The sequence below is a fragment of the Micromonospora sp. A200 genome, from assembly GCF_029893845.1.
Lineage (GTDB): Bacteria > Actinomycetota > Actinomycetes > Mycobacteriales > Micromonosporaceae > Micromonospora > Micromonospora purpureochromogenes.
In genome coordinates, this window is the sequence record NZ_JARXXY010000020.1 from 110,726 (window position 1) to 122,811 (window position 12,086).

The window sequence follows — 12,086 nt, forward strand, 5'->3', positions numbered from 1 at the left end:
AGCAGCGCTGACCGCGCCGGGGCCGAGCGGGATCAGCAGCCGGTGGAGGCGGAGACCCGGACCTGCTCGCCGGTCGCGTCGGCCAGAACGACGGCCGTGCCGCGCCGGTAGGCGTACACCTCGGGGGTGTCCACCACCGCGCCGCCGGCGGCCAGCGGCTTCAGCCCCGCCAGCGGCGCCGGCGCGGACCCGGCTGCGACCCAGCTGGTCCGGGCGAGCCCGCCGCCGGGGCAGGGCGCGACGACCTGTTCCGGGGTGCCCGCCGGACGGCCGAGCGCGCGCAGCGCCTCGTCCAGGGCCGGCTCGCCGGCGTAGCCGGGAAGGAGTGTCGCGTATGCCACGTCGTCCGGGCGGCAACCGGTGTCCACCGTCAGCCGGACCCGGCCGGGGGTGACCACCCGGCCGTGCACCGCGACGAACTCACCGGCGTCGGCCCGCAGCCGGGGACCGTCGGAGCCGAGGTGGACGCCGGCGCGCCAGTCCGCGGGGAGCCGTTTGGCGACCGCCTCCAGCAGCGCCCGTTCCCCGCCCTCGGCCACCACCACGTCCAGATCCCGGGCCAGCGACGCGCCGTCGTCCATCGGGGTGACCCGACAGCCCCGGTCGAACCGCGGCGCGGCCAACTGCCAGGCCCCGTCACCGGTGGCGGCGACGAGGCGGCCGACCGCCCGGTCGACCACCGGTCCGGCCTCGGCGAGGGTGCGCTGCTCGCGCACGGTCGGCGGATCGTGCCGCACGGACCACCAGGTCAGCGCGCCCAGCAGCACCGCCCAGAGCACGGTCACCGCCAGCAGCCAGCGCGGCCACCCTCGGGTGGGCGCCGGCTCGGAAGGACCACTCGGCGGGGCCCACCCCGCCTGGACAGCACCGCTCACCCGCCCATCGTGTCACGCGCCCGCCGTCGGGCCGGCCGCCCCCTGCGGCGGAAGCCGGGCGGACGACCGGGGCCGGTCACCCCGGGTGGGTGACCGGCCCCGGGCCGATCAGAGCGTGGGTCAGGCGACGGTCACCGAGACCTCGTTGATGCCCCGTCCGGCGGTCACGGCGGTGTCGCCGTTGCCGTGCCGGGACAGCGCCCGCAGCGTCCAGCTGCCCGGCGCGGCGAAGAACCGGAACTGCCCGGCCGGAGAGGTGACCACCTCGGCGGTGAACTCACCGGTCGAGTCGAGCAGCCGGACGTACGCGCCCGGCACGGTCTCGCCCGCGTCGGAGCGGACCACACCGGTGATGACGGTTTCCTTCTCCAGGTCCAGACTGGCCGGCAGCGGCGCGGCCTGGTCGGGAGCGGCGCAACCCGCGGCGGTGGGTGCAGTCATCTCAGGCCTCCCCAGGCTCGTCGCCGAGCGCCACCGGCACGCCGACCAGCGAGCCGTACTCGGTCCAGGATCCGTCGTAGTTCTTCACGTTGCGGTGGCCGAGCAGCTCCTGGAGCACGAACCAGGTGTGCGAGGAGCGCTCACCGATCCGGCAGTAGGCGATGGTCTCCTTACCGTCGTCCAGCCCGGCGTCGGCGTAGATCCGGCGCAGCTCGTCGTCGGACTTGAAGGTGCCGTCCTCGTTGGCCGCCTTCGACCACGGCACGCTGATCGCGGTGGGCACGTGGCCGGCCCGCTGTGCCTGCTCCTGCGGCAGGTGGGCGGGGGCGAGCAGCCGGCCGGCGTACTCGTCGGGGCTGCGCACGTCGACCAGGTTCCTGGTGCCGATGGCGTCGACCACCTCGTCGCGGAAGGCGCGGATCGAGGCGTCCGGCTCCTGCGCGACGTACTGGGTCCGGGGGCGGGTCACCGGGTCGGCGACCAGCGGGCGGGCGTCCAGCTCCCACTTCTTGCGGCCGCCGTCGAGCAGCTTGACGTCCCGGTGGCCGTACAGCTTGAAGTACCAGTAGGCGTACGCGGCGAACCAGTTGTTGTTGCCGCCGTACAGGATCACGGTGTCGTCGTTGGCGATGCCCCGCTCGGAGAGCAGCGCCTCGAACTGGGTCTTGTTGACGAAGTCCCGACGGACCGGGTCCTGCAGGTCGGTCCGCCAGTCCAGCTTGATCGCGCCGGCGATGTGGCCGGTGTCGTACGCCGAGGTGTCCTCGTCGACCTCGACGAAGACGACGCCCGGGGCGTCGATGTTCTTCTCGGCCCACTCGGCCGAGACGAGTGCGGTGTCGCGACTCATCGAATCACTCCCTGGTGAGGATGGATGGTGAGCCTGCGCGGGATCGAAATCGGTGATTGTCGCACCACGCGCGGGACCCATAGAGGAACGGATCACGGGTTCGTGCGACGGCGCCGCTGCCGGGCGTGCGGTGGGAAGAGCACCGGAGGGTGGAGAGACCCTGAAGCCGGTTGGCCGCTAGGCGGCCGGAGACAGCCCCGCCGTCAGATGACGGAGCGACACAGGCAGGTGGCCACGCGGCACAGGTCGACCGCGCGCCGTTTGGTGAGGTGCGTCCCCATGAGCAGGGAGCCTAGCAGCCGTCCCGGAGAGCGCCACCGGTCCGACCAGCATGCGGGACACGACGGGGGACACGACGACGGCCCGGCCGGGAGGCCGGGCCGTCGTGCGGTTGCCTGGTCAGCGGGCCGAGTTGATCGGTACGTTCGCCGCGTCGGCGGTCACCACCAGGCCCTCCGGCCTGGGCTCGACCTTGCGGACGTTGAGCTGGAACGGCAGCTCGGGCAGGGGCACGTCGATCGAGATGCCCTTGGCGTAGTTGCTCAGCAGCGTCCGGGCCAGCGGCACCGCCGGCAGCCCCTCGGCGGTCAGGTCGTTGAAGCGCAGCGCGACCTTGTTGCCCTCGGCCACGGTCACGTCGGCGGTGCCGGTGACGGTGAGCTTCTGCCCGAGGATGTCCACCGGGGCGGTCACCGCGAGCTTGCCGTTCTGCTCGCCGAGCTTCAGACCGGGGCGGTCCAGCAGGGCGGCCAGACTGTCGTAGGTGACGGTGCCGGTGCCGTCGACCTTCTCGGCGACCACGTCGCCGCTGCCGGAGCGGAGGGTGTCCAGCGAGGCCCGCACGTTCCGGGCGTCCACGTCCAACCGGGGCACGCTCACCGCGTTGCCCTCGACCGAACCCCGCACGTCGGTCAGCACGATGGAGATCCGCTCGTAGCGGCCGTCGAGCACCTGGGTCAGGAACGGGAAGCCGCCGACGTCGACCTTGGGCGGGGCGGACTGGGCGTCCTGCTTGGCGACCTCCTGCTTCACCTGGTCGGCGATGGCGCGCTCGGCCACCCCGGCCGCCACCCGGTCGGCCACGACCAGCAGCCCGACCAGGAGCAGCAGGAGGACGACCAGCGTGACCAGCACCTTGCGCCCCCGCCGCCGGGGACGCTCCTCGTACGCGGGGTACGCCTCTGCCACGCCGCCTCCTCGTCCGTCGCCGTCGCTGTCCCGCGACGTCCGTGTCCACCGCGCCACCGGCGCGGGCGCACCGTTGGTACCCGACCGCCGTGACGCTCAACCGTAGGTCAGAGGAACAGCACGCACATGGCGTACGCGGCCGGCGCGGCGAGCGCGAACCCGCCGAGCGGGCCCTGCATGTGCCGGGCGATCCACAGCGTCGGCGGCTCGCCGGCCATCAGGCGGCCCGCCTCGGCGTACCCGACGGCGAGGTCGGCCAGCACGGCGGTGGCGGCGGTGACCAGGCCGATCAGCGCGGCGCTGGTCGGGGTGAAGCCGACCAGGTAGCTGCCGAGCACCGCGCTGGTCAGGGTGCCGATCATCGCCCCGGCCACCACGCCGGCCGCGCCCCGCGGCACCTGCGGGGCGAGCCGGGGCCAGGGCAGCACGGCGTCGGTGAGCCGGGCGACGGTGAGCGCGACCCCGGTGGCGGCCAGGCAGACGGTGATCGCCTGGGTGCCGGCCGGGATCCGGCTGAGCGTGATCAGGGTGGCGAACGCGACCACCCCGACCACGATGAGCAGGGTGGTGCCGAGCGAGTCGGTGACCCGGATCCGGTCCACCCGGCGGACGAGCTGACCCAGCACGCCGAGCAGGAATCCGCCCGCCGCGACGTATCCGAGCGGTGCGAGGGCGGCGATGTCCGACTGCACCGCGGCGACGTCCGCCGCGCCGGCGACGGCGGCGCTGACCACCGCGACCAGCAGCAGGGCGGGCGGGCGCATGGCCATCGTCCAGGCCAGGACGAAGAGCAGCTGCACGCCGAAGACGATGAAGGCGAAGGGCAGCCGGTGCCCCGGCCCGGCGGTCTGGGCGCCGAGCACCAGGCCCACTCCGAGCAGCGCGGCGAAACCCGCGACGGTCAGCGAGAGCGGCTTGCGCACGTCGACCGGCTCGACGACCTCCGCCTCCGGCTCCGCCGCCTCGTCGTCGGGCCGGCGGGGCGCGCCGCCCTTGCGGGCCCGGCGCGGCCCGCGCCCGCGCCGCGGCTCACCGTCGTCGGTCGGCCCGGTACGCGGGCCGGGCGGGAGGCCACGGGCGGGGCCGGCCGGCCCCGAACGGGCGTCGTCGGGCCACGGGTCACGGCCGGTCTCGGGCGAGGTGGAGGGAAACACGCCCCGATCGTGCCAGACCAGGTGGCTCCGGCGGAGGTCACGGTTTCGGCAACGTTAAAACCTGCGGCGCGATCATGGGCACAACCGACAAACAGGAAAGGACGAGCGGGGCTCACCTGGGCCATCGGTTACGCTCAAGCCGTTACCCGCCCGTCAGCGACGCCGGGACCCCCGCAGTTCGCAGCGCCACGCCCTCCGGGCTGCCGCTGGTCGCGCGCGGCTTCGCCGCCGCCGGACGGAGGTGATCGTGTGGAGATCCTGTTGCTGGTGACCGCGCGCGCAGGTGAACCATCGGCAGTGCTGCCGGCGCTCGACCTGCTGCCGCATTCGGTCCGCACCGCACCCCGTGACGTCCGCACCCTGGTCGCCGGTCCGAGCCCGGACGCGGTGCTGGTGGACGCGCGGTCCGAGCTGAGCGAGGCGCGGGCGACCTGCCGGATGCTGCACGCCACCGGCCTCGGCGTGCCGCTGGTGGCGGTGGTGACCGAGGCGGGGCTGATCGCGTTGAACGCCGACTGGGGCGTGGACGACGTCATCCTGGCCAGCGCCGGCCCGGCCGAGGTGGAGGCCCGGTTGCGCCTCGCGGTCGGCCGGATCAGCAACGCCACCGCCGGCGCCGGCGGCTCGATCCGGGCCGGCGAGCTGACCATCGACCCGGACACCTACGCGGCGAAGCTCAAGGGCCGGCCGCTCGACCTCACCTACAAGGAGTTCGAGCTGCTGAAGTTCCTGGCCCAGCACCCGGGCCGGGTCTTCACCCGGGACCAGCTGCTCCGCGAGGTCTGGGGGTACGACTACTTCGGCGGCACCCGGACGGTGGACGTGCACGTCCGGCGGCTGCGGGCCAAGCTCGGCTCGGAGTACGAGTCCATGATCGGCACGGTCCGCCAGGTGGGCTACAAGTTCGTGGTCCCGCCGTCGCGGTCGCTGCCGGAGGCGGAGCACACCCCGCGCCCGGCCCGGGCGGAGCACGCCTGATCACCGGTCTGCACGATCGGGCCGCATCGCCGGTTTGAGCCGCGATCGTCGCGGTTCCACCCGTCCGGAGCACTGTTTCCGATCCGCCCCTTTTGCCCTTCTTGTCAGCCCTATTCTCAGGGCGAGTTGGCGGCGAGAGGGGGCGACGGTGCGGGCACTGACCACGGGGGCGAAGAGGGGACCGGCCCACGGTCCACACCGGCGGTGGCACTGATGGGCCCCCGGAACACCGGCCGCGCCGTGGGCGTCGTCGTCCTCGTGCTGGCCGCCCTGCTCGGCTCCGCGTACGCGCTCGGTCGGAGCCTGCTCCCCGACCAGCCCCGGCCCCGGACCGGCGTCACGGCCAGCGTCCACGACACCGAGTACGCCGACCAGTCGCCCGGGTCCGGCATCCCCGCGGACGCGCCGTCGGGCCGCGCCGAGGCCGGCCAGGAGCCCGACGCCCCTCGCGCGACCGAGAACCCGGACGACGGCCCGTTCGGCACCCGGATGAGCACCGGCTCCCCCGAGGTGGCGCTCACCTTCGACGACGGGCCGGACCCGCAGTACACCCCGCAGGTGCTGGAGATCCTCCGTCAGTTCCACGTCCGGGCCACCTTCTGCGTGGTCGGCGAGAACGTGCAGGCCCACCCGGACCTGATCCGGGCGATCGTGGCCGACGGGCACACCCTGTGCAACCACACCTGGCAGCACGACGTGCAACTGGGCCAGCGCTCCCCCGCCACGATCCGCGCCGACCTGCTGCGGACCAACCAGGCGATCCACGACGCCGTGCCCGACGCCCCCATCGCCTGGTACCGGCAGCCCGGCGGCGCCTGGACGTACCCGGTGGTGTCGGTCGCCCAGGAGCTGGGAATGACCTCGCTGCACTGGAACGTGGACCCGTCGGACTGGGAGGTCCCCGGCGCCGCCCGGATCGCCACCCAGGTCACCCAGGGCGTCGGGCCCGGCTCGATCGTGCTGTTGCACGACGCCGGCGGGGACCGGCAGGGGACGGTCGACGCGCTGCGTCAGATCCTGCCCGACCTGACCAGCCGCTTCCGCCTGGAGGCACTACCGGTCGACGGCGCCACCTGAGCCCCCGCGCCGATGGGGCTACGGTGACGGGGTGAGCAGCGCGGAATCGACGACCGACCGGGTGGCCCGGGCCGACCGACTCGCCCCGGCCGAGGTGGCCGAGGCCCTGGCGCTGGCCCGCCTCGCCGGCGACGCCGACGGCGCGGACCCGTTCGACGAGCACACGCTGCTGCGGCTGCGGGACCCGGAGGCACCGGCCGTGCACCTGACCGCCCGCGCCGCCGACGGCACCCTGACCGGGTACGCCCACGTGGACACCTCCGACCCGGCCGGCGTCGGCGCGGAGCTGGCGGTCCATCCGGCGTACCGGCGGCGGGGCACCGGCCGGGCGCTGGCCCGGGGCGTGCTGGCGGCGGCGTCCGGGCCGGTGCGGGCCTGGGCGCACGGGGACCACCCCTCCGCCGCGGCGCTCGCCGTCGACCTGGGCTTCACCCGCGCCCGGGTGCTCTGGCAGCTGCGCCGCTCGCTGGCCGCCGCGCTGCCCGCGCCCCGGCTGCCGGACGGCGTCGTGCTGCGCGCCTTCCGCCCCGGCGCGGACGACGAGGCCTGGCTCGCGCTGAACACCCGCGCCTTCGCCGCGCACCCGGAGCAGGGCCGGTGGACCCCGGCCGACCTGCGCGCCCGGCTGGTCGAACCGTGGTTCGACCCGGCCGGTTTCCTGCTCGCCGTCGAGGAGGCCAGCGGCCGTCTGCTCGGCTTCCACTGGACCAAGGTGCACGAACGTCCCGGCTCGGCCCGGATCGGCGAGGTCTACGTGCTCGGGGTGGACCCGTCGGCGCACGGCGGTGGGCTCGGCCGGGCACTGACCACCGCCGGCCTGGCCCACCTGCGGGACGCACGCGGGCTGGACCGGGTGATGCTCTACGTCGACGAGTCGAACACCAGCGCGGTGGCACTCTACGAGCGGATCGGTTTCGCCCGCTGGTGCGGGCACGTCAACTACCAGCTGGGCTGATCACCTCAGAGGTCGTCGGCGATCGGGGCCGTCCGGGCGGTCACCGCGCGGTAACGGCGGCGCATCGGCGGGATAACGGCCGTCCCGGCAAGTCGGATAAATGGCGATAGTAGGCCGGCAGTTCACCTATCGGACAACCAGTCCTCAGGCCGTGGCCACCCCGTCGGCCGCGCTTGTTCATCTTCCGTTCACTTCTGACCGGCGCACCGTCTACCTGGCACTCCTAGCTTTCGTGTCAGCCGGTCAGCGCCGGCGCCCGGGCCCCTTCCGGGCGACCTGACCAAAGACGTGAAGGGAAACCCCTCAGGTGAAGCTCCAGCGGCACGGCACCATCGCCTGCCTCGCTCTTACCGCGGTGCTCGGTCTCAGTGCATGCGGCTCGGACAACAACGAGCCGACCGGCACGTCCGCCTCGGGTTCCGCCAGTGCGGCGGACTGCGCCAAGGGCACGCTGAACGCGCAGGGCTCCTCCGCGCAGAAGAACGCCATGGCTGAGTGGATCAAGGCGTACCAGCAGAAGTGCGCCGGTACGACGGTCAACTACGAGCCGACCGGCTCGGGCGCCGGCATCCAGGCCTTCATCGCCGGCACCGCCGACTTCGCCGGCTCCGACTCCGCCCTGAAGGAGGAGGAGAAGCCGCAGGCCGATGCCAAGTGCGCGGGCGGCCAGGCGCTCAACCTCCCGATGGTGATCGGCCCGGTCGCGGTCGTCTACAACGTCGACGGCGTGGACAACCTCCAGCTCACCCCGACCACGCTCGCGAAGATCTTCGCCGGCAAGGTCACCAAGTGGGACGACGCGGCCATCAAGGCCGACAACCCGAACGCGAAGCTGCCGGCCGCCGCGATCCAGACGGTGCACCGCTCCGACGAGTCCGGCACCACGGACAACTTCACCAAGTACCTCTCCAAGACCGCCACCGCGGACTGGACCTTCGGCAACAACAAGGCGTGGAAGGCCCCGGGTGGCGTCGGCGCCGCGAAGTCGGACGGCGTGGCCAGCAAGGTCAAGAGCACCGTCGGCACGATCAGCTACGTCGAGTGGTCCTACGCCGAGAACTCGGGCCTCAAGAAGGCCAAGGTCCAGAACGGCGCCGGCGAGTTCACCGAGCTGACCGCCGAGTCCGCCGGCAAGACCATCGCCGGGGCCAAGATCGAGGGCCAGGGCGACGACCTCAAGATGTCGATCGACTACAGCACCAAGGAGGCCGGGGCCTACCCGATCGTCCTGGTGACCTACGAGATCGTCTGCAGCAAGGGCCTCGCGGCCGACAAGCTCCCGCTGGTCAAGGGCCTGCTGGGCCACGCCGCCAGCGCGGAGGGCCAGGCCGACCTGGTCGAGCTGGGCTACGCCCCGCTGCCCGACTCGGTCCGCACCAAGGTCGAGGCCGCGGTCAAGAACCTCAGCTGACCTTCCCGAGCGACACCACCTCTCAATTCGAAGCGAGCGAGCAGATGGGTGAAACCCCTCACCGCTCGGCACACGCCGGCACCGGCGGGACGAGCGTGGCCTCAGGTCACGACCGGCTCGCCGGTGCCTCGGCGCGTGTGGCCGAGACCTCCGTCAGTGGCGGCCGGACTCCGGGCGGCGACGGGCTGGGCGGCGGCGGCGCGCTGCCCCGGGCCCGGGCCTTCGGTGCGGAACGCGCGTTCCGCGGCCTGACCCTGGCCGCCGGAACCGCCGTGCTGGTCATCATCGCGGCCATCGCGATCTTCCTGATCGCCAAGGCCGTTCCCGCGTTGCAGGCCAACTCCGAGAACTTCTGGACCTTCGAGGGCTGGTTCCCCAACGAGAACCCGCCCACGTTCGGCATCGGCGCGCTCGCCTTCGGCACCGTGCTCACCGCGCTGCTGGCACTGCTCATGGCCGTGCCGGTGGCGCTGGGCATCGCCCTCTACCTCTCCCACTACGCCCCGCGCCGGCTGGGCAACGGTCTCGGATTCCTGATCGACCTGCTGGCCGCCGTGCCGAGTGTGGTCTTCGGGCTCTGGGGCCGGGACTACTTCGTCGGGCCCATCTCGGACCTGTCGGCGTGGCTGAACAAGTACTTCAGCTGGATCCCGATCTTCGGCGGCGACGGACCGTTCGGGAACTCGATCCTGCTCGGGTCGGTGGTGCTGGCGATCATGGTGCTGCCGATCGTCACCTCGCTCTCCCGGGAGGTCTTCCTCCAGACCCCGACCGCCAACGAGGAGGCCGCCCTCGCGCTGGGCGCCACCCGCTGGGAGATGCTGCGCACCGCGGTGCTGCCGTACGGGCGGCCCGGCATCATCGCCGCCGTCATGCTCGGCCTCGGCCGGGCGCTCGGCGAGACCATCGCGCTGGCGCTGACCCTCGGCTCCACCTACGCCATCTCGTTCAACATCCTCGAGAGCGGCGGCAACACCATCGCGGCGAACATCGCCAACCGGTTCGCCGAGGCGAACGACACCGGCCGGGGCGCGCTGATCGCCTCCGGTCTGGTCCTCTTCGCCATCACCCTGATCGTCAACATCACCGCCCGGGCGATCATCTACCGCCGCCGCGAGTTCACGGAGTCGGCCGCATGACAACAACCCTCACCTCACACCGTCCCCGCCCGCCGGCGCAGCCGGTGACCCTGCGGGCCCGGCGCCTGCCCGCGTACGCCGCCCCCGCGATCGCGGTGGCGGCCCTGCTGCTCGCCGCCGGGATCGTCTACGGCGCCGACCTCGGCGGCCCGGTCCTGGTCGTCGTCGTCGGCGCGCTGTTCTACCTGGCCGGGCTCTTCGCCGCCGCCAATGCGGTCGAAGGCCGCCGGTCGGCCCGCAACCGCACCTGGAGCGCGCTGATCCACTCCGCCTTCGTGCTGGCCGTACTGCCCCTGGCCTCGGTGGTCTGGACGCTTTTCAGCAAGGGCACGGAACGCCTCGACAGCAACTTCTTCGGCACCTCGATGAACAACATCGGGGCCCGGGACGCCAACGGCGGCGCCTACCACGCCATCGTCGGCACCCTGGAGCAGGTCGGCATCGCCACCCTGATCACCGTCCCGCTCGGGGTGCTCTGCGCGATCTACGTGGTCGAGTACGGGCGGGGCCGGTTCGCCTTCGCGATCCGGTTCTTCGTCGACGTGATGACCGGCATCCCGTCGATCGTCACCGGCCTCTTCGTGCTGGCGTTCTGGGTGCTGATCGTCTCGCCGTGGTTCAACGACGGCCGGCCCGGCTTCTCCGGTTTCGCCGCCGCGCTGGCGCTCAGCGTGCTGATGCTGCCGACCGTGGTCCGCTCCACCGAGGAGATGCTGCGCCTCGTCCCGGCGCCGCTGCGCGAGGGCGCGTACGCCCTCGGCGTGCCGAAGTGGAAGACCATCCTGCGGGTCGTGGTGCCGACGGCGCTGCCGGGCATCGTCACCGGCATCATGCTCGCCGTCGCGCGGGCCGCCGGCGAGACCGCCCCGGTGCTGCTCGTCGCCGGCGGCGGCGCGGCGATCAACTTCAACCCGCTCGAGAACAACCAGTCGTCGCTGGCCCTCTTCGTCTACCAGCAGGCCGGCGAGGCCTCGAAGTACTCGCCGGCGCGGGCGTGGACCGCGGCGTTGACCCTGGTCGCTCTCGTACTCGTCCTCACCATCGCGGCGAAGTTGCTGGCCCGTCGCAACCGGCTCGCCCGATGATCCCCGGAGGTACCGCCACCATGGCCAAGCGCATCGACGCCACCAACGTCACCGCCTACTACGGCGGCTTCAAGGCGATCGAGAACATCAACCTGACCGTCGAGCCCAAGACGGTGACCGCCCTGATCGGTCCGTCCGGCTGCGGCAAGTCCACCTTCCTGCGCTCGATCAACCGGATGCACGAGGTGCTCCCCGGCGCCCGGGTCGAGGGCAGCCTGACCATCGACGGTCAGGACATCTACGACCGGGACGTGGACGTCACCGCGGTGCGCCGCATGATCGGCATGGTCTTCCAGCGGCCCAACCCGTTCCCGACCATGAGCATCTTCGAGAACGTGGTGGCCGGGCTGCGCCTCAACGGCGTCCGGAAGAAGTCGATCCTGGACGAGGCCGCCGAGAAGGCGCTGCGCTCGGCCAACCTCTGGGACGAGGTGAAGGACCGGCTCGGCAAGCCGGGCGCCGGCCTCTCCGGCGGTCAGCAGCAGCGCCTCTGCATCGCCCGCACGATCGCGGTCGAGCCGCAGGTGGTGCTGATGGACGAGCCCTGCTCGGCGCTGGACCCGATCTCCACGCTGGCCATCGAGGACCTGATGTTCCAGCTCAAGGACAAGTTCACGATCATCATCGTCACGCACAACATGCAGCAGGCCGCCCGGGTGTCGGACCGGACCGCCTTCTTCTCCATCGAGAAGACCGGCGACCCGGGCCGGCTGATCGAGTACGACAACACGCAGAAGATCTTCAGCAACCCGAGCGTGAAGAAGACCGAGGACTACATCACCGGCCGCTTCGGCTGAGCCGCTGGTTCCCGGTCCGCGAGGGGCGTCGGTCGCACTGACCGGCGCCCACCACCTGCCGATGATGGAGCTGCCGGCCCGGCTGGCCGAGGTGCCCACCGACCGGGACGTCGCGGTGATCTGCCGCTCCGGCGGG

The 12,086-nt window shown here is 72.6% G+C and carries 13 protein-coding genes and 1 pseudogene; 8 read left to right on the forward strand and 6 right to left on the reverse strand.

Features of this window, described 5'->3' with window-relative positions; translation table 11 throughout:
* Positions 1-32: 32 nt before the first annotated feature.
* From M2302_RS20570 to M2302_RS20590, 6 genes are all read right to left on the reverse strand, one after another.
* Positions 33-875 (reverse strand): hypothetical protein, encoded by an 843-nt coding sequence (locus M2302_RS20570; protein WP_280839471.1) that lies wholly within the window; start codon positions 873-875, stop codon positions 33-35.
* Positions 876-995: 120 nt separating this feature from the next.
* Entirely contained in the window at positions 996-1,316 is a 321-nt protein-coding gene (locus M2302_RS20575) for a DUF1416 domain-containing protein (RefSeq protein WP_154941598.1), read from the reverse strand.
* Position 1,317: 1 nt separating this feature from the next.
* The gene (locus tag M2302_RS20580) at positions 1,318-2,166 is read right to left on the reverse strand and encodes a sulfurtransferase (RefSeq protein WP_280839472.1); all 849 of its coding nucleotides are present in this window, start codon (positions 2,164-2,166) and stop codon (positions 1,318-1,320) included.
* Positions 2,167-2,369: 203 nt separating this feature from the next.
* Positions 2,370-2,447 carry an Ms5788A family Cys-rich leader peptide gene (locus M2302_RS33160; RefSeq protein WP_323135737.1) on the reverse strand — a complete coding sequence of 26 codons (78 nt, stop codon included), beginning with the start codon at positions 2,445-2,447 and terminating at the stop codon, positions 2,370-2,372.
* Positions 2,448-2,565: 118 nt separating this feature from the next.
* Positions 2,566-3,354, reverse strand: a complete 789-nt coding sequence (locus M2302_RS20585; protein WP_280839473.1) for a DUF2993 domain-containing protein — start codon at positions 3,352-3,354, stop codon at positions 2,566-2,568.
* 107 nt (positions 3,355-3,461) lie between these two features.
* Entirely contained in the window at positions 3,462-4,508 is a 1,047-nt protein-coding gene (locus tag M2302_RS20590) for a hypothetical protein (RefSeq protein WP_280839474.1), read from the reverse strand.
* A gap of 249 nt (positions 4,509-4,757) precedes the next feature.
* Between M2302_RS20590 and M2302_RS20595 the strand changes: the two genes are divergently transcribed.
* The 8 genes and pseudogenes from M2302_RS20595 to M2302_RS20630 all read left to right on the forward strand — a co-directional run.
* A complete protein-coding gene (locus tag M2302_RS20595; protein WP_280839475.1) occupies positions 4,758-5,486 on the forward strand; it encodes a response regulator transcription factor in 729 nt (242 codons plus the stop codon).
* Positions 5,487-5,699: 213 nt separating this feature from the next.
* The gene (locus M2302_RS20600; RefSeq protein WP_280839476.1) at positions 5,700-6,563 is read left to right on the forward strand and encodes a polysaccharide deacetylase family protein; all 864 of its coding nucleotides are present in this window, start codon (positions 5,700-5,702) and stop codon (positions 6,561-6,563) included.
* Between the two features lie 31 nt (positions 6,564-6,594).
* Positions 6,595-7,518: a mycothiol synthase gene (mshD, locus tag M2302_RS20605; protein ID WP_280839477.1), complete on the forward strand. Its 924-nt coding sequence runs from the start codon at positions 6,595-6,597 to the stop codon at positions 7,516-7,518.
* Positions 7,519-7,825: 307 nt separating this feature from the next.
* Positions 7,826-8,929: a phosphate ABC transporter substrate-binding protein PstS gene (gene pstS / locus M2302_RS20610; protein WP_280839478.1), complete on the forward strand. Its 1,104-nt coding sequence runs from the start codon at positions 7,826-7,828 to the stop codon at positions 8,927-8,929.
* 44 nt (positions 8,930-8,973) lie between these two features.
* Positions 8,974-10,068 carry a phosphate ABC transporter permease subunit PstC gene (gene pstC / locus M2302_RS20615; protein WP_280839479.1) on the forward strand — a complete coding sequence of 365 codons (1,095 nt, stop codon included), beginning with the start codon at positions 8,974-8,976 and terminating at the stop codon, positions 10,066-10,068.
* The gene (gene pstA, locus M2302_RS20620; protein ID WP_280839480.1) at positions 10,065-11,153 is read left to right on the forward strand and encodes a phosphate ABC transporter permease PstA; all 1,089 of its coding nucleotides are present in this window, start codon (positions 10,065-10,067) and stop codon (positions 11,151-11,153) included. The genes pstC and pstA overlap by 4 nt, the downstream gene beginning before the upstream one ends.
* A 20-nt stretch (positions 11,154-11,173) precedes the next feature.
* On the forward strand, positions 11,174-11,950 hold the full coding sequence (gene pstB / locus M2302_RS20625; protein ID WP_280839481.1) for a phosphate ABC transporter ATP-binding protein PstB: 777 nt from the start codon (positions 11,174-11,176) through the stop codon (positions 11,948-11,950).
* 4 nt (positions 11,951-11,954) lie between these two features.
* Positions 11,955-12,086 (forward strand): annotated as a pseudogene (locus M2302_RS20630) (rhodanese-like domain-containing protein); the annotation flags it as partial.